This is a genomic window from Amycolatopsis japonica (assembly GCF_000732925.1).
GTDB classification, from domain to species: Bacteria; Actinomycetota; Actinomycetes; order Mycobacteriales; family Pseudonocardiaceae; genus Amycolatopsis; species Amycolatopsis japonica.
In genome coordinates this window covers 7,373,022-7,388,158 of record NZ_CP008953.1, presented here as the reverse complement: position 1 = coordinate 7,388,158, position 15,137 = coordinate 7,373,022, and the positions used below count along the sequence as shown (strand labels likewise).

At 69.7% G+C, this 15,137-nt stretch carries 19 protein-coding genes; 13 read left to right on the top strand and 6 right to left on the bottom strand.

The window, feature by feature from the left end; translation table 11 throughout:
- Nucleotides 1-3: 3 nt before the first annotated feature.
- Nucleotides 4-1,182 (bottom strand): cytochrome ubiquinol oxidase subunit I, encoded by a 1,179-nt coding sequence (locus AJAP_RS33930; protein WP_038519113.1) that lies wholly within the window; start codon nt 1,180-1,182, stop codon nt 4-6.
- Nucleotides 1,183-1,322: 140 nt separating this feature from the next.
- Between AJAP_RS33930 and AJAP_RS33925 the strand changes: the two genes are divergently transcribed.
- Genes AJAP_RS33925 through AJAP_RS33895 form a run of 7 tightly spaced genes read left to right on the top strand, consistent with a single transcriptional unit; the run spans nt 1,323 to nt 4,939 of the window.
- On the top strand, nt 1,323-1,649 hold the full coding sequence (locus AJAP_RS33925) for a helix-turn-helix transcriptional regulator (protein ID WP_005155407.1): 327 nt from the start codon (nt 1,323-1,325) through the stop codon (nt 1,647-1,649).
- Nucleotides 1,646-2,311 carry a permease prefix domain 1-containing protein gene (locus AJAP_RS33920; RefSeq protein WP_038519110.1) on the top strand — a complete coding sequence of 222 codons (666 nt, stop codon included), beginning with the start codon at nt 1,646-1,648 and terminating at the stop codon, nt 2,309-2,311. Before AJAP_RS33925 ends, AJAP_RS33920 begins: the two co-directional genes overlap by 4 nt.
- A complete protein-coding gene (locus AJAP_RS33915; RefSeq protein ID WP_038519107.1) occupies nt 2,308-2,958 on the top strand; it encodes a permease prefix domain 1-containing protein in 651 nt (216 codons plus the stop codon). The genes AJAP_RS33920 and AJAP_RS33915 overlap by 4 nt, the downstream gene beginning before the upstream one ends.
- Nucleotides 2,955-3,629 carry a permease prefix domain 1-containing protein gene (locus AJAP_RS33910; protein ID WP_083650031.1) on the top strand — a complete coding sequence of 225 codons (675 nt, stop codon included), beginning with the start codon at nt 2,955-2,957 and terminating at the stop codon, nt 3,627-3,629. Before AJAP_RS33915 ends, AJAP_RS33910 begins: the two co-directional genes overlap by 4 nt.
- Nucleotides 3,626-3,928: a DivIVA domain-containing protein gene (locus tag AJAP_RS33905; protein ID WP_037332168.1), complete on the top strand. Its 303-nt coding sequence runs from the start codon at nt 3,626-3,628 to the stop codon at nt 3,926-3,928. The genes AJAP_RS33910 and AJAP_RS33905 overlap by 4 nt, the downstream gene beginning before the upstream one ends.
- Nucleotides 3,925-4,374 carry an SRPBCC family protein gene (locus AJAP_RS33900; RefSeq protein ID WP_038519104.1) on the top strand — a complete coding sequence of 150 codons (450 nt, stop codon included), beginning with the start codon at nt 3,925-3,927 and terminating at the stop codon, nt 4,372-4,374. The genes AJAP_RS33905 and AJAP_RS33900 overlap by 4 nt, the downstream gene beginning before the upstream one ends.
- Nucleotides 4,367-4,939, top strand: coding sequence for a DNA-3-methyladenine glycosylase I (locus tag AJAP_RS33895; RefSeq protein WP_038519101.1), 573 nt, complete (start codon nt 4,367-4,369; stop codon nt 4,937-4,939). The genes AJAP_RS33900 and AJAP_RS33895 overlap by 8 nt, the downstream gene beginning before the upstream one ends.
- A gap of 49 nt (nt 4,940-4,988) precedes the next feature.
- On the opposite strand, the gene AJAP_RS33890 is transcribed toward AJAP_RS33895, so the two are convergent.
- The gene (locus AJAP_RS33890) at nt 4,989-5,783 is read right to left on the bottom strand and encodes an enoyl-CoA hydratase/isomerase family protein (RefSeq protein WP_038519098.1); all 795 of its coding nucleotides are present in this window, start codon (nt 5,781-5,783) and stop codon (nt 4,989-4,991) included.
- A 196-nt stretch (nt 5,784-5,979) separates the two neighbouring features.
- Here AJAP_RS33890 and AJAP_RS43265 point away from each other — a divergent pair, with 196 nt between their 5' ends.
- Together AJAP_RS43265 and AJAP_RS33885 are read left to right on the top strand one after the other, a co-directional pair.
- Nucleotides 5,980-6,147, top strand: a complete 168-nt coding sequence (locus AJAP_RS43265) for a DUF3117 domain-containing protein (RefSeq protein WP_005155393.1) — start codon at nt 5,980-5,982, stop codon at nt 6,145-6,147.
- A gap of 90 nt (nt 6,148-6,237) precedes the next feature.
- Nucleotides 6,238-7,701, top strand: a complete 1,464-nt coding sequence (locus AJAP_RS33885; RefSeq protein ID WP_038519095.1) for a leucyl aminopeptidase family protein — start codon at nt 6,238-6,240, stop codon at nt 7,699-7,701.
- 8 nt (nt 7,702-7,709) lie between these two features.
- On the opposite strand, the gene AJAP_RS33880 is transcribed toward AJAP_RS33885, so the two are convergent.
- Together AJAP_RS33880 and AJAP_RS33875 are read right to left on the bottom strand one after the other, a co-directional pair.
- Nucleotides 7,710-8,321 (bottom strand): phosphatase PAP2 family protein, encoded by a 612-nt coding sequence (locus AJAP_RS33880; RefSeq protein WP_038519093.1) that lies wholly within the window; start codon nt 8,319-8,321, stop codon nt 7,710-7,712.
- Between the two features lie 69 nt (nt 8,322-8,390).
- Nucleotides 8,391-9,275, bottom strand: coding sequence for a LysR family transcriptional regulator (locus AJAP_RS33875; RefSeq protein ID WP_038519090.1), 885 nt, complete (start codon nt 9,273-9,275; stop codon nt 8,391-8,393).
- Nucleotides 9,276-9,380: 105 nt separating this feature from the next.
- On the opposite strand from AJAP_RS33875, the gene AJAP_RS33870 reads away from it, so the two are divergent.
- The gene (locus tag AJAP_RS33870; protein WP_038519088.1) at nt 9,381-10,616 is read left to right on the top strand and encodes an MFS transporter; all 1,236 of its coding nucleotides are present in this window, start codon (nt 9,381-9,383) and stop codon (nt 10,614-10,616) included.
- Nucleotides 10,617-10,638: 22 nt separating this feature from the next.
- Here the strand turns inward: AJAP_RS33870 and AJAP_RS33865 are convergent, their stop codons facing one another.
- Nucleotides 10,639-11,289, bottom strand: a complete 651-nt coding sequence (locus AJAP_RS33865; RefSeq protein WP_038519085.1) for an O-methyltransferase — start codon at nt 11,287-11,289, stop codon at nt 10,639-10,641.
- A 178-nt stretch (nt 11,290-11,467) separates the two neighbouring features.
- Here AJAP_RS33865 and sigE point away from each other — a divergent pair, with 178 nt between their 5' ends.
- Together sigE and AJAP_RS33855 are read left to right on the top strand one after the other, a co-directional pair.
- Entirely contained in the window at nt 11,468-12,088 is a 621-nt protein-coding gene (sigE, locus tag AJAP_RS33860; RefSeq protein ID WP_037332153.1) for an RNA polymerase sigma factor SigE, read from the top strand.
- The gene (locus tag AJAP_RS33855; RefSeq protein ID WP_038519083.1) at nt 12,085-12,780 is read left to right on the top strand and encodes an anti-sigma factor family protein; all 696 of its coding nucleotides are present in this window, start codon (nt 12,085-12,087) and stop codon (nt 12,778-12,780) included. Before sigE ends, AJAP_RS33855 begins: the two co-directional genes overlap by 4 nt.
- A gap of 9 nt (nt 12,781-12,789) precedes the next feature.
- Here the strand turns inward: AJAP_RS33855 and AJAP_RS33850 are convergent, their stop codons facing one another.
- Complete coding sequence (locus AJAP_RS33850; protein ID WP_038519081.1) at nt 12,790-13,425, bottom strand: LppU/SCO3897 family protein; 636 nt, start codon at nt 13,423-13,425, stop codon at nt 12,790-12,792.
- Nucleotides 13,426-13,585: 160 nt separating this feature from the next.
- Between AJAP_RS33850 and AJAP_RS33845 the strand changes: the two genes are divergently transcribed.
- Nucleotides 13,586-15,127 carry a trypsin-like peptidase domain-containing protein gene (locus AJAP_RS33845; protein WP_038519078.1) on the top strand — a complete coding sequence of 514 codons (1,542 nt, stop codon included), beginning with the start codon at nt 13,586-13,588 and terminating at the stop codon, nt 15,125-15,127.
- Nucleotides 15,128-15,137: the final 10 nt, after the last annotated feature.

Sequence of the window (15,137 nt, the reverse complement as noted above, 5' to 3'; positions counted from 1 at the left end):
CGGTCAGACTCCGCTCAGGACGGGAAGTTCGGGACGCGGCGCGGCCGCTTCTTCGCTCGCGTCGGGGCCGCGTTTGGCGACCCGTGACATCAGCACCCAGTCGGCGATCGCGAGCGCCGCGAACAGCACCGTGAACGCGATGAAGGAGAACAGGATCTGTCCCGCCGGGATCGACGCGACGGCGTCGGCGGTGGTCAGCTGCCCGCGGATCAGCCACGGCTGACGGCCGATCTCGCGCACCAGCCAGCCGAGGATCGCCGCGACGAACGGCAGCGGAATGGCCAGCACCATCACGTACAGCAGCGGCCGCACCTTGGTGATCCAGTTCCGGAACAGCAGCAGCGTGCCGAGCATCGAGGCGAGGAAGGCGATGAACCCGATCTGGATCATGAAGCCCAGCGACGCGCCGACCAGCGGATCAGGCGACTTGAGCTTGTCGGGGTGGTACTCGCCCAACGGGCCGAACTGGCCGAAACCGAAGCCGATCACCAGCGTGCTGCCGACCAGCGAGGCGAGCACGCCGATCCGCATCGAGCGCTGGAAGAACTCGATCTCCTTGGTGCGCTTGATGAAGTGGTACGCGCTGACGCCGACCACGAAGAAGCCGCCGGTCATGAGCGCCGCGCTCAGCACGTGCGGCAGCGAGCTCATCAGTGCCGGGTTGGTGAACAGCGCGCCGAAGTCGTCGAGCTTCAGCACGCCGTTTTCGGCGTGCGTGCCGACCGGGTTCTGCAGGAACGAGTTGGCCACCATGATGAACAGCGCCGAGGCGTACGCGGTCAGCGTGACCAGCCAGATCAGCGTCAGATGGACCCATTTGTTCAGCCGCCCCCAGCCGAAGATCCAGAGCCCCAGGAAGGTCGATTCGGCGAAGAACGCCACCAGCGTCTCGATGGCCAGCGGAGCGCCGAAGACGTCGCCCGCGACCGCGGACAGGCCGGTCCAGGTGAGTCCGAACTGGAATTCCATCACGATTCCGGTGACGATTCCCAGCGCGTAATTGATCACGTAAAGCTTGCCCCAGAAGCGAGTCATCCGCGTGAGTTCCGGCTTTTCGCCGAACGCGGAGCGTGTCTGCATCACCGCGACGAGTGTCACGAGCCCCAGTGTGAGCAGCACGAACAGGAAGTGGAACGAGGTCGTCGTCGCGAACTGGAGTCTCGCGATCGGGAGTGCGTCCATGCCGAAGCACTGTATACGTAGGCTGGCTACATGTAGCCACTAAATCTATGAAATCGGGGTGATCTCGGGGACATTCCCTGAGGCCGGTCCGGGAAAGTCCCGGCTACCCTGGCAGGCGGCGATGTGTAGACTGTCTATCTATGAAGGCCGACAGCCTGCGCGGGCACCTCGACGCGCTGCTCCTCGCCGTCCTCGACGGCCGGAAGCTGCACGGATACGCCATCATCGAGGCGCTCCAGCTCCGCAGTGACGGTGCGCTCGACCTGCCGACGGGCACCGTCTACCCGGCGCTTCGCCGGTTGGAACGCGCCGGATTCCTCGCCAGCGAATGGGACGTCGTGTCCGGCCGCAAACGTCGTACGTACAAGCTCACCCGCTCCGGGCAGAAGGCCCTGGCGGCGGAACGGGCGGAGTGGCAGGAGTTCACCACCGTGATCGGTGGTGTCCTCGGGGGGAGCACGGCATGACCACTATCGAGGCCTACATCGGCGATCTGGACACGAGATTGCGCGGCTCGGCGGGGGCGAAGGCGGATCTGCTCACCGAGGCCAAGGACGGTCTGATCGACGCCGCCGAGGCGTATCGCGAGGGTGGTGTCGACGAGGCGGAGGCCGAACGCCGTGCCGTCGCCGATTTCGGCCCGGCCGCCGTGATCGCCCGCGAGTACCAGGCCGAGCTGGCGTTGCGCGGCGACATCGGCACGTTGTGGAAGGTCATCGTCGGTATCCCGCTGATCCAGGTGGGCTGGGAGCTGGCGCGGATCTGGACCTACGGCGACTGGAGCCGGAGCGGGAATTCGCATCCGGAGTGGTACATGTCCGTCATCGAACTCTTCGGCGTCCTCGTTCTCGTTCCACCCGTGATCGGAGTGGTCGCGCTGTTCGGGACGCGACGGCTGGGGCGCAGGCTCGACAGTGTCCGGCTGGGGAAGGTGACGCGGTGGACGGTGGGTGCCGCGGCGAGCACGAACCTGCTGGCGCTGCTGCTGCTCACAGTGGGCACGGCGGCCCTCGATCCGTCCAGGCTGAACGTGAGCCTGGTGTGCAACGTGCTGGCGATCGGCTGGGTCGCGTTCAGCTTCTGGCTGCTCCCGCCGGCCTTCCGGCCCCGGCCCGCGCTCGCCGCATGAACGCGATCGAGGCCTACATCGGCGAGTTGGACGGCCGCTTGCGCGGGCCGCGGTCGGCGAAGGCCGATCTGCTCACCGAAGCGAGGGACGGTCTGGTCGACGCGGCCGACGCTTATCGCGAGGGTGGTGTCGACGAGGCGGAGGCCGAACGCCGTGCCGTCGCCGATTTCGGGCCCGCCGACCTGATCGCTCGTGACTACCAGGCGGAATTGGGACTCCGGCGCGACATCCGCGTGCTGTGGGAGCTGATCGCCGGTGTCCCGCTGCTGATCCTCGGCTGGGATTTCGCACGGGGCTTCGGTGACTGGTCGCGGTTCGGCGACGCGCCGTCCTGGTACCACCGCGCGATCGGTGCGGCCGACACACTCGCGGCGCTGTCCCCGGCCATCGCGGTCGCCGGGTTGCTCGCGGCACGTCTGCTTTCGCGGCGAGCGGGTGGCCCGCCCGTCGCCCGCGCGGTCTCGTGGTCGCTGGCGGGCGCGGTGGGTCTGAACCTGCTCGCGGTCGCGACGTACGGCGGCGCGACCGGACTGCTGGAACCCGCGCGCATGCTCGTCAGCGTGCCGTGCGCGGTCATGTCCGGAACCTGGATCCTGTTCAGCATGCGGCTCGCGGTCGCCGCGCGGAGTCGGAGAGCCACGGCATGACGGTGATCGAGGCGTACCTCGGCGAACTGCGCACCCGGCTGGACGGCCCGGCGTCGGCGAAGCGGGATCTGCTGCGCGAGGCACGGGACGGGCTCAACGACGCCGCGGACGCGTATCGCGACGGCGGTTGGAGCGAGCACGAGGCGCAACGGCGCGCGGTCGCCGATTTCGGGCCGGTGCATCTGATCGCACGGGACTATCAGGCCGAACTGGGGATGCACAGCGGCACCCGCACCCTGTGGAAACTGATCCTCGGTGTGCCGATGATGCAGCTCGCCTGGGAGTTCGCCCGCAAATGGACCTTCGGTGACTGGTCGCAGCTTTCGACGCCGACGCCGGGTTGGTACAAGTACGTCGCCCAGTTCACGCACGGCTCGGTTTTCATCGTGCCGATGCTGGGTGTGATCGCGCTGCTCTGCATGCGCTGGCTTTCCCGGCGGATGGACGGCGCAAGGCTGGTCAGGACCGCCGGCGTGCTGATCGGCGAGGCCGTCGGGCTGAACCTGCTTTCGGTGGCGCTGCTGGTGATCGCCACGGGGTTCATCGACGCGTCGAGACTGTTCCTGTCGGTGCCGTGCGGCATCCTCATGGTGCTCTGGGTGGTGCTCAGCGTACGACTCGCGTTGCTGGCGCGACGATCGTGGCGTTCGTGTGCCACGATCGTGGCGTGACGACCGCCCTGATCTATCTCGTAGTCATGCTGCTGGTGGCCGCTGTGGTGTTCTTGCTGGCCGCCGTGGTGTTCGGCAGGGGCGAGGAGCTGGCCCCGCTGCCGCCCGGCGGCTCGCCGACCAGGCTGCCCGCCGAGGACATCACCGCCGAAGACGTCCACGCCGTCCGCTATCAGATGGTGCTGCGCGGCTACAAGATGTCCGAAGTGGACTGGGTGATGCGGCGGCTCGGCGTCGAGATCGAGGACCTGCGGGCCAAGGTGGCCGAACTGGAGGCCGAGCGCGAGGGCGCCAGGTGACCGATGTCGTCGTCTCCGTCGACGTCGCGGTACCGGCCGGGACGGCTTGGCTCGCCCTGACCGACTGGGAACGCCAGGGCGAATGGATGCTCGGCACCGAGGTCAAGGTCGTCGAGGGCAACGGGCGCAGCGTGGGGTCGAAGCTGTCGGCGTTCACCGGTGTCGTGGGGATCGGCTTCACCGACACCATGGAGATCACCAGCTGGGAGCCGCCGCTGCGTTGCGTCGTGCGACATACCGGCAAGATCGTGCAGGGCACCGGGGTCTTCCAGGTGATCGAGAAGGGGCCGCATTCCTCGACGTTCGTCTGGGCGGAGCATCTGCGGCCCCCGTTCGGCGTCGTCGGACGGCTCGGCTGGCCGGTCGCGAAACCGGGCTTCGAACTGGGACTGCGGTTGTGCCTGCAGAGATTCGTGAAGTACGCGGAGGGGTACCGGGTTGGCTGAGGCGGGTCTGCTGGGCGCGGACGGGATCAAGCGGTGTTCGTGGGGCAACTCGGCCCCGGACTACGCCGAGTACCACGACACCGAATGGGGCGTCCCGCTCCACGGCGACGAAGAACTGTACGAGCGGCTGTGCCTGGAGTCGTTCCAGTCCGGGCTTTCGTGGATCACGATCCTGCGGAAGCGGGAGTCGTTCCGGAAGGCGTTCGCCGGGTTCAAGCCGGAGAAGGTCGCCGTCTTCACCGACGACGACGTTTCCCGCCTCATGGAAGACGCGTCGATCGTGCGGAACCGGGCGAAGATCCTGGCGGCGATCAACAACGCCAGGGCGATCGAGGAACTCGACGGTTCGCTGGACGACCTGCTGTGGTCGTTCGCGCCCGATGCTCATGTCCGGCCCCCGACGATGGCGGACGTCCCGGCGATCACCGACGAGTCGAAGGCGATGGCGAAGGAACTCAAGAAGCGCGGCTTCGTGTTCCTCGGGCCGACGACCTGTTACGCGCTGATGCAGGCGACGGGGATGGTCGACGACCACGTGAAGGACTGCTTCCGGGCCGCGTCGTGAGTGGCGTTTCGGGTTAGAACCCGAAACGCCACTCACGAGGCCCCAAGCGCTACTTGCCCTGGAAGTTCGGCTTGCGCTTGCCCACGAAGGCCTCGACGGCCTCGGTGTGGTCGGCCGTCGCGCCGAGCGCGGACTGCGCGGCGTCCTCGGCGTCCAGCGCCTCTTCGAGCGAGGACTCGGCGGCGACCGCGAGGACGTTCTTGATCTTCGCGTACGCGACCGTCGGGCCGGCCGCGAGCTTCGCGGCGACCTTCTGCGCGCGGGCGGCGAGTTCTTCGTCCGGGACGACCTCGCCGACCAGGCCGAGCGCCAGCGCCTCGGCGGAATCGACCGTGCGCGCCATCAGCATCAGCTCGGCCGCGCGGCCGAGACCGATCAGCCGCTGCAACGTCCACGACGCGCCCGAGTCCGGGCCGAGGCCGACGTTCGCGAACGCCATCAGGAAGTTCGCCGACGTCGCCGCGATCCGGAGGTCGCTCGCGTACGCGAAGGCCGCGCCCGCGCCGGCCGCCGGGCCGTTCACCGCCGCGATGACGGGCTTCGGCATCCCGACGATCGTCTTGACGATCGGGTTGTAGTGCTCCTTGACCGTGTGTAGCGGCGCGGGGTCACCCGCCTGCAGCAGCCCGACGTGCTCCTTCAGGTCCTGCCCGGCGCAGAAGGCCTTGCCGGAACCGGTCAGCACGACCGCGCGGACGCTGTCGTCGGCCGCGGCCTCGGTCAGGCCCGCCAGCAGCAGTTCCTTGAGTTCGACGGTCAGCGAGTTGTACGCCTGCGGCCGGTTCAGCGTGAAGGTGCGCACGCCATCGGCGTCGGCGGTCAGCAGAACGTCGGATGTGGTCACGGGATCTCCTAGTCGGCGAAACTGCGGTCTGAGACGAAGTCTTTCAGCCTCGCGAGCCGCATACCAGCACCGATACGGCGGCAAAAGATCGGTCCGCGTTCGCGCTCGGCCGCTGATGAGGGACAATGGACAGTAGACCCGGCTGGCTTTGACGAGCGCGACCCGGGCGCGCCGGTTGAGACGGAGGGAGCACGCTATGGCGGCCATGAAGCCCCGGACCGGAGATGGTCCCCTCGAAGTGACTAAGGAGGGGCGGGGCCTCGTGATGCGCGTACCACTCGAAGGTGGTGGGCGCCTCGTCGTCGAACTCTCCGCGGAAGAAGCGAAGGATCTCGGCGCGGCCTTGCAGGAGGTCACCGGCTGAGCCGGACCGCACCAACGTTCAACCACCCGCACCCCGGTCTCCCTTCGGAGGCCGGGGTCGCGGTTCATCTGCGCCCGGAGGTCGCTCACTGTGCGTAACCCGCTACCCCCCGTTCCGGGGAAGCTGCTCGAACTCGAGGTCTCGGACGACCTAAGGCGCGGTACGCCGCTGGCCACGCTGATCGCGGCGCCGTCCGAAGAGGACGGTGACGCCGGACTCGCGGAGATCGGCGGCGTGCGGCCCACCGGCAAGGCCGGTGACGTGCAGACCGTGCCGACCGGCGGCGTCCGCTGGCTGGCCGGCGTCGGAGACGGCGAGCCGAAGCAGTACCGCAAGGCCGGTGCCGCGCTGGTCCGCGCCGTTTCGTCGGCGCTGGAGGAAGACGTCAAGGCGGGCCAGAAGGCGTTCCGTGCCTTCGCCGTCGAGCTGCCCGAGGACGCGGGCACCGAGCACGTCGAGGAGCTCGCGTTCGGGCTGCTGCTCGGCGGTTACCGGTTCACGGTGACGGCCGAGGACCCGAAGCCGAGCCTGCGGACCGTGCGCTTGATCACACGCCACGAGCACGCCGCGGACGCCTTGGAGCGGGTCCGCGAACTCGCCGCGGCCGCCGCGTTCGCGCGCGACCTGGCGAACACGCCGTCGAACATCAAGACCCCCGCCTGGCTCGCCGACACGGCCGTCCGCGTCGCCGGCGGCCTCCCGAACCTGACCGTGACGGCCAGGGACGAGAAGTGGCTGGCCGAGCAGGGCTTCGGCGGCGTCCTCGCGGTCGGTGGCGGTTCGGCCGCGCCGCCGCGGCTGATCGAACTGGAATACCGGCCGCGCGGGGCGACGACGCATCTGCTGCTGGTCGGCAAGGGCATCACCTTCGACACCGGCGGCCTTTCGATCAAACCGGCCGACGGCATGCACCTCATGCGCACCGACATGGCGGGCGGCGCGGCCATCATCGCCGCGGTCCGCGCGATCGCCGCGCTGCGCCTGCCGGTCAAGGTGACCGCGCTGGTACCGGCCGCCGAGAACCACGTATCCGGTTCGTCGTACCGGCCCGGCGACATCGTCCGGCACTACGGCGGCAAGACGACCGAGGTGGGCAACACCGACGCCGAGGGCCGCATGGTCCTGGCCGACGCCCTCGTCTACGGCATCAAGAAGCACAAGCCGGACGCGGTGATCGACGCGGCGACCCTGACCGGCGCCATGAAGGTCTCGCTCGGCGTCCGCACCGGCGGTGTCTTCGCCACCGAGGACGCGCTCGCGGAGCGGGTCACGAAGGCGGGCGAGCGGGTCGGCGAGGCGTGGTGGCGGATGCCGCTGCTGGAGGACCTGGCCGAGACCGTGCAGGGTTCGCTCGGCGACGTCCGGCAGGCGCCGGGCGGCCCCGGCGGCATCGTCGCGGCGCTGTTCCTGCGCGAGTTCGTCGGGGACGTGCCGTGGGCGCATCTCGACATCGCCGGCCCCGCGCGGGCCGACAAGACCTACGCGGACGTCGTGCCCGGGGCCACCGGGTTCGCGGCGCGGACGCTGGTCGAACTGGTCGCTTCTTACGCCTGACCTGCGGTTTATCTGCGGGGTGGTAGCAAAGGTCCCTTGCTCCCACCCCGCAGATCGACCTTCGGCATGGGCTGGGTCGGCGCGTCCCCGGCGTGGGCGGTGAGCCGCCGGGCGATCCCGGTCGCGGGACCGGTCAGGTATCGGTACACGAGCCACGCCGTCACGGAGCCGAGGACGAGCCCGGCGAGTACGTCGTGCGGGTAGTGCGCGCCGACGAAGACCCGCGAGAAGCCCATCAGCACCGCACCCGGGAGCACCCACGGCGCGAGTCGCCGCCAGGCGAGTGCCAGCCCGACGGCGGCCGCCGCCCCGATGGTGGAGTGGTTGCTCGGGAAGGACCAGTCGCCGATCGGCGGGCAGTCGACGAGCGTCACGAGGTTCCGGCACGGCCGGTCCTCCTGGATCACGCTCTTCAGGCCTTCGCTGATCAGGTACGCGATCGCGGTCGCGGCGGGCGGCAGCAGCGCCACGGCGATCCGGGCGGGCGAAGTGCGCGCCCGCCACAACATCCAGGCGAAAAGCCCCGCGAAGACGAGCAGTCCTGCTTCGGTGAACAGGATTCCTGCCGCCTGAAGCCAGCTCGGGCTTTCCTCCGCCAACTCCACGATGTCGTCGTACATTCACCCGAAGTTAGCGAAAACAACGCGCCCGCGGGGTGGACGAACGGCAGGGATCGACCCTGACGATCGTCACCAGGGGTGCGCGCGGACCCGTTCCCGGAACCGCAGGACGGCGGGCGGCAGGACGACGTCCCTGCGCCAAGCCAGCCCGATGGTCCGGCCGACCGGCGGTACCAGCGGGACTTCGGCGACACCCGCCGGGCTGCCCGGCTCGAAACGGGGGAGCAGCGCGACGCCGAGCCCGGCCGCGACGAGGCCTCGCACGGTGTCGGACTCCTGCCCTTCGAAGGCGATCTTCGGCTCGAAGCCGGCCGCGGCGCACAGTTCGTCGGTGATGGTGCGGAGGCCATAGCCGGTCTCGAGGAGCACGAACTCCTCGTCCTTGAGGTCCTCGATGGCGGCGCTGGGCCGGTCGGCCAGGCGGTGCGACGTCGGCACGGACAGGAAGATCTCCTGCTCGGACAGCACGGCGGTGTCGAGCAGCGGATCGTCGACGGGGGCGGGTGCGAGCAGCGCGAGGTCGAGCTCGCCACTGGTCAGCCGGTCGACCATGTCCTGACGTGAGCCCTGGACCAGCGTGAACCGGACTCCCGGGTGGTCCGCGCGATAGCCGCGGAGCAGCGTGGGGACCAGCGACCGGCCGAGCAGGTGCAGGAAACCGAGGACGATGTGCCCGGATTCGGGGTCGACCTCCTCGCGGGCTTGGCGGACCCCGGCGTCGACGGCGGCGAGCGCGCGCTCCGCGGCGTCGGCGAGCAGCTCGGCGGCCCGGGTGAGCCGGATGCCGCGGCCGTCGGGGACCGTCAGCGGTGCGCCGAGGGCCTCGCCGAGCGCCGCGATCCGGCGGCTTACCGTGGGTTGCGGGACACCGAGCAGTTCGGCCGCGCGTGTGACGTTCGTCGTGCGGCGCAGTGCGGTGAGCAGAGCGAGCTGGGGGGCTAGCTGGGCGGTCATCCTTTCATTCAGCACGGTATCGATTGTGGCAGATGAGCGTATTAGACGTATCGTTTAGCCAGGCTTAGCTTCGAGGTCGTGCCTGCCCCCGGAACCACCCGCCGCGTGACGATCGCCGTCGCCGCGGCCGGGATCTCCTCGTTCGCGCTGCTCTACGCGCCGCAGCCGGTGCTGCCGCAACTGGCCGAGCAGTACCACCTCGATCCCGGTGGCGCCTCGCTCGCGGTGAGTGTCGCGACCGGCGCGCTCGCGATCGCCGTGCTGCCGATCGCGGCGCTTTCGGAGGTCGTGGGGCGGCGTCCGGTGATCATCGCCTCGGTGGTCGCGTCGGTAGTGTTCGGTTTCCTGCTGCCGCTGGCGCCGAGCTATCCGGCGCTGCTCGTGCTGCGGGCACTGCAGGGGGTCGCCATCGCGGGGTTCCCCGGCGTGGCCGCGGCCTACCTCGCGGAACGGCTCGGCAAGGCCGGGCTGGCGGCGGCGGTGGGCGCGATGATCGCGGGGAACACCGTCGGCGGCATGGTCGGACGGCTCGCGGCCGGGTTCACCGCCGGACCGTTCGGCTACCAGGGTGCGCTGCTCGTGGTCGCGGTGATCGGGCTGGTCTGCACGGTGGTCACGGTGCTGGCCCTGCCGCCGGGGGAGCAAGGGACCTTTGCTACCACTTTCGCGGATCGGCGCAGGTCAGAGCGCTTTCGCGACCAGGGCAAGGCGGTGCTGGCCGGGCTCGGCGCGGCCGTCCGGAAGCCGGTCCTGCTGGTCCAGTACGCGGTCGCGCTACTGGCGATGGGCTCGTTCGTCGCGCTCTACAACGCCGCCGGTTTCCGCCTGACCGGCGAGCCGCTGAACCTCTCGCCCGCGATCGCGTCACTCGTCTTCCTCGCGTACGCGATCGGCTCGGTCTCGTCGGCGACGGCGGGCAAGCTCGTCGGCCGCTTCGGGCGACGCCGCGCGCTCGCCGGTGCCCTGCTGCTCACGATCGCGGGCGCCGCGCTGACGCTGTCCGACTCACTGCCCATGGTCGTCGCTGGGTTCGTGGTGCTGACCGGCGCGTTCTTCGCCGCGCACGCCGTCGCCAACGGCTGGGCCGCGGCGGAGGCGCCCGAGAACGCTCGAGGCCAGGTGGGCGGGCTCTACACGCTTTCGTATTACCTCGGCAGCAGCATCGGCGGCGCCGTCGGCGCGAGCGTCTACGGGCACGCGGGCTGGACCTGGCTGATCGTGCTCACCGCCGCCTGGCTGGCGCTCGCCGCGGTGGCCGTGGTCGCGGTGGTCCCCAAGTCCGTGAAGGCCTCCTTGAGGGACCCAGAGTCCCTCAAGGAGGCCTTCACGGAACGGGTCTGAAAGTGGTAGCAAAGGTCCCTTGCTACGCGATCGCGGCGACCAGCAGCCCGCCGCCCACCGGCAACAGCGCCGGGACCAGCCGCTCGTCCTCCCGGAAGGCCCGCGCGACCTCCCGGAGCGCGAGGGTGTCCGGATCACGCCGTGAGGGATCGGTCACCCTGGTCCCCGAGACGTTGTGGAACGCCAGTATCCCGCCGGGCCGCAGCAGCGCGACGGCCTTTTCGTAGCAACTCGGGTACTCGACCGGCGCCGAATCGACGAACACCAGGTCGTAGCCGCCGGGGGTGAGCCGGGGGAGGACGTCGAGCGCGCGCCCCATGATCAGCCGGGTCCGCCCCGGCGGGTAGCCGGCCTCGCGGAACGCCGCCCGCGCCGCCCGGTGGTACTCCGGCTCGATGTCGATCGAAGTGAGGATCCCGTCGTCGACCATGCCGCCGAGCAGGCACAACCCGCTCACCCCTGCCCCTGTCCCGACCTCGACGACGGCCTTCGCCCGCAGCGTCGTGGCCAGAAAACGGAGAGTCGCGCCCGCGCCCGCGCTCAGCGGGCCGCATCCCAGATCGGCCGACCGCGCCCGCGCGGCGGCCAGTACCTCGTCGTCGGGGACGTAGCCGTCGACGAGATCGGCGTCGGCGGCCTCGGCAGGCGAGCCCGCATGCGTCCCGGAATTCACACGCGGAGGTTAGCGCTGCCTATCGCCAAAAGAGCAGAAGACTCCTGGTAACGACTTCTCAGCCTCCTCTCAGTCCAGTCTCACTAGAAACATAAGCAGGCCGGACAGACTGGTCCTCGACAACGGGAACACCGTGCACATCGCCCGCGTTGGGTGGAGTAGTTGGGAGAAGACGCTGATGGAGGTGCCTACTTCCCCGATGCAGGACACGATGCAGGACCAGCACGCGGACCAGGTCACGCCGGTGACGGTGGACGAGGCCGCATGGACGCCGCCCTCGTGGGACGAGGTCGTGCGTGAGCACGCCGACCGCGTGTACCGGCTGGCATACCGCCTGACCGGTAACGCCCACGACGCCGAGGACCTGACGCAGGAGACCTTCATCCGGGTCTTCCGCTCCCTCGCGTCCTACAAGCCCGGCACGTTCGAAGGCTGGCTGCACCGCATCACCACGAACCTCTTCCTCGACATGGCCCGCCGCCGCTCGCGCGTGCGGATGGAAGGCCTCCCCGAGGACACCGACCGCATCGTCGGTGACGACCCGAGCCCCGAGCAGGTCTACTCGGACACGCATCTCGACCCGGACCTGCAGGCCGCGCTCGACGAGTTGCCGCCCGAGTTCCGTGCCGCGGTCGTGCTGTGCGACGTCGAAGGCCTCTCGTACGAGGAGATCGGCGCCACCCTCGGTGTCAAGCTCGGCACCGTGCGCAGCCGGATCCACCGCGGCCGCCAGGCGCTTCGCGCTTCTTTGGAGCGTCGTCGCGCCGCGGCGCAGGAGTCTGCGAAGGTGGGGGTATGACCGCACCGCGAGGTTGGGGACTCCCCGAGTCGCATCTGCTTCCGGACGCCATCGTCGCCTTCGTGGACGGCGAGCTGACCCTCGGCGCCCAGGACAGGGCTTCGGCGCATATCGCCCGTTGCCAGTCCTGCGCCGCCGAGGTGACCGCCCAGCGCCAGGCCGTCGCGGCCGTGAAGCAGGCGGGAGCCCCGTCGATGTCGGCGGGTTTCCTGGCCAGCCTTTGCTCCATCCCGCAGAACACCGAACTTCCCGGCACGCCGGACAACCTGGCGATGACCGCGGACGGCCAGCTCGTGGCCATCCAGCGGCCCGACCGGGTCGCCGGCCTTCGTGACACCGGCGTCTTGGGCGGTACGGGGGTTTTGGGAGGCACCGCGCCGTTGGGATCATCGGCGCCGCTGGGCCATTCGCCGAACGTCCTCGGCGGCGGGCGGTTCGGTCTCGCCCGGCGGAAGTACGCGCAAGGCGCCGGAGTCGTCGTTTCGGGCCTGGTGCTGAGCGCCCTGGCCCTCGTCGCGACCTCGGGTGACGGCACCGAAGACCAGCCGGCCACCGGTTTCACCCCGCCGCAGGGCGTCAACGCCGGGCTGCTGCCCGCGCAGCTGGGCGGCGGCACCCAGCCGGAACCGCCGCGCAGCACCACGCCGAGCCCGAGCACGTCCAGCCGGCCCATGCCCGTCTCGGCCCGCTGATCTGCTTCGTCAGGGTTTGACGAAGCAGATCGTCGCGCTCTTGAACTTCTGCGTCGCGCCGTACGCCGAGTAGGAGATCACTTCTTCTGTGCCCTCCTTGCACGGACTGTTCACGTAGCTGGCCTTGTCGAACACCTCGCTGATCTTCAGCCGCGCTCCCGAGCAGTTCACCAGCGGCGGCGGGGTCTTGGTCTTGATGTCGTCGAAACACAGGCCGACCTGGGCGTTGATCCCCAGGCAGAGTCCGACGCCTTCCCCGCGCAGCGGCGTCGCCACCGAGTAGCTGTAGAAGCCCTCCGGGCAGTCGCCCTTGACCGTGCCCTTGACGCTCACGACGTACGGCGTCTGCGGGTTGTCGCAGGCGGCCTTCACCGCGTCGGCCTCTTTGCCGGCGCCGGTCAGCTGGACGCAGTCGCCGGCCTCCACCTTGCTGGCCTGCTTCTCCGGCCCCGCGACCGATTTCATCACGACGACCAGGCCGATCCCGCCGCCGACCACGACGAGCGCCGCCACGAGCAGCAGCACCTTCAGCTTGGTGGACATGCCCTTCTTCTTGGGTGGCTGCTCTGGCCAGCCCTGATGCTGCGGCCATTGCTGGTGAGGGACGTTCTGGGGCGGATAAGGGGCGCCCGGGTTCTGCGACATGGCCGTCAGAGTGCCACAAGTGAGACATCTTCGCGGCAAGCGTCACATTTCTGTCCGGTGCGGGGAATCAACGCGCACTTCACCGTGGTCACGGCAGAATCCACGGTGAGGCTTGGCGTACTCTCGCGTCCGGCCAACCTGATCTCAGCCCCGGGGAATGATGACCGAGCAGCCGAACGCGAAACCGCAGCAGCCTGGTGACCCGGCGGGGGATCGGCTGGCACCGCGCCCGCTGGCCCGGCCCGCCGTCGATCCGGCGCAGGCGGCCACGTTCGGGAGGCCGCATGGCGTCGATGGCGCCTTCGACAAGCTGTACCAGCCCAGTCCGAACGGACAGCCCGCGCCGGGCCTGAATCTGGCGCCGCCGACGCCGGAATCGCTCGCCGAAGCCTTCCGCCGCCCGCCGGGCGCCGAAGGTGTCGTGCTGGAGCGGCCGCACGGGACCAACGGTTCCGGGCCGTCCTCGAACGGCGCGGAAGATCCGCTCTGGACCACGACGTCGGACCCGTGGCGTGATCCCGGTTCCGGCGCGGTGCTCGCCGGGCCCGCCGTGCAGCAGGACACGGAAGAAGAGAAGCAGGCGAAGCGCCCGCAGGGTGCGCTGCTGAGCCTTCCGGAGGTCCTCTTCGGGCGGCGTGTGCAGACGAAGGCATTGGCGATGCTCGCCGCGGTCGCGCTGGTCATCGGCGCGGTCGGCGGGCTGATCGGCTGGTGGTTCGCCGACACCGGCACCGAACTGACCGGTCAGGCCAGTATCTCCGAGGCCGACGCGGCCAAGGAGCGGCCGGCGGGTTCGATCGCGGACATCGCCCACCGAGTGGCGCCCGCCGTGGTTTCCCTCGAAGTCTTCAAACCCGGCGCCGACGCGGGCCAGCAGGGCTCCGGTGTCGTCATCGACAACCAGGGCTACGTACTCACCAACGAACACGTGATCTCCGCCGCGACGGCCGACGCTGCCACGAAGGTCACCGCCGTGTTCTTCGACGGCAAGCGCGTCGAGGCGAAGGTCGTCGGCGCCGACGCCAAAACCGACCTGGCCGTGGTCAAGGTCGACGTCAAGAACCTCACCGCGCTGCAGGTCGGGAAGTCGTCCGACCTGGCCGTCGGCGACTCGGTGATCGCCGTCGGTTCGCCGCTGGCGCTGCAGAACTCGGTCACCGCCGGCATCGTGAGCGCGCTCAACCGCCCGGTGACCGCGGGCGGCGACGGCGGCAGCGCGCCGGTGATCTACGAAGCCATCCAGACCGACGCGGCGATCAACCACGGCAACTCGGGTGGCGCGCTCGTCGACGCGACCGGCGCGCTGGTCGGGATCAACTCGGCGATCCGCTCGTCCAGCGCCGAAGGCGGCAGCATCGGCATCGGATTCGCCATCCCCAGCGACTACGCGGTGAAGATCGCGAAAACACTCATCAAGGACGGCAAGGTCGTCCACCCCGACATCGGCATCAACGCTTCGTCGACCGTCGCGGGCTCCAGCACCATGGGCGCGCAGGTCCGCAACGTCGCCCCTGGGGGCCCCGCGGCCTCGGCGGGGATCAAAGAAGGCGACGTCATCACGGAAGTCGGCGGCCGGCTCGTGCGCGACTCGGCGGAACTGCTCGTCGCGGTCCGCGCTCGCGAAGTCGGCGAAGTGGTCCCTGTCCGGCTTGTCCGGGATGGGTCTTCACTTGTCGTGGACGTGAAACTGGCCTCGGACTAGCGAGTTCGGA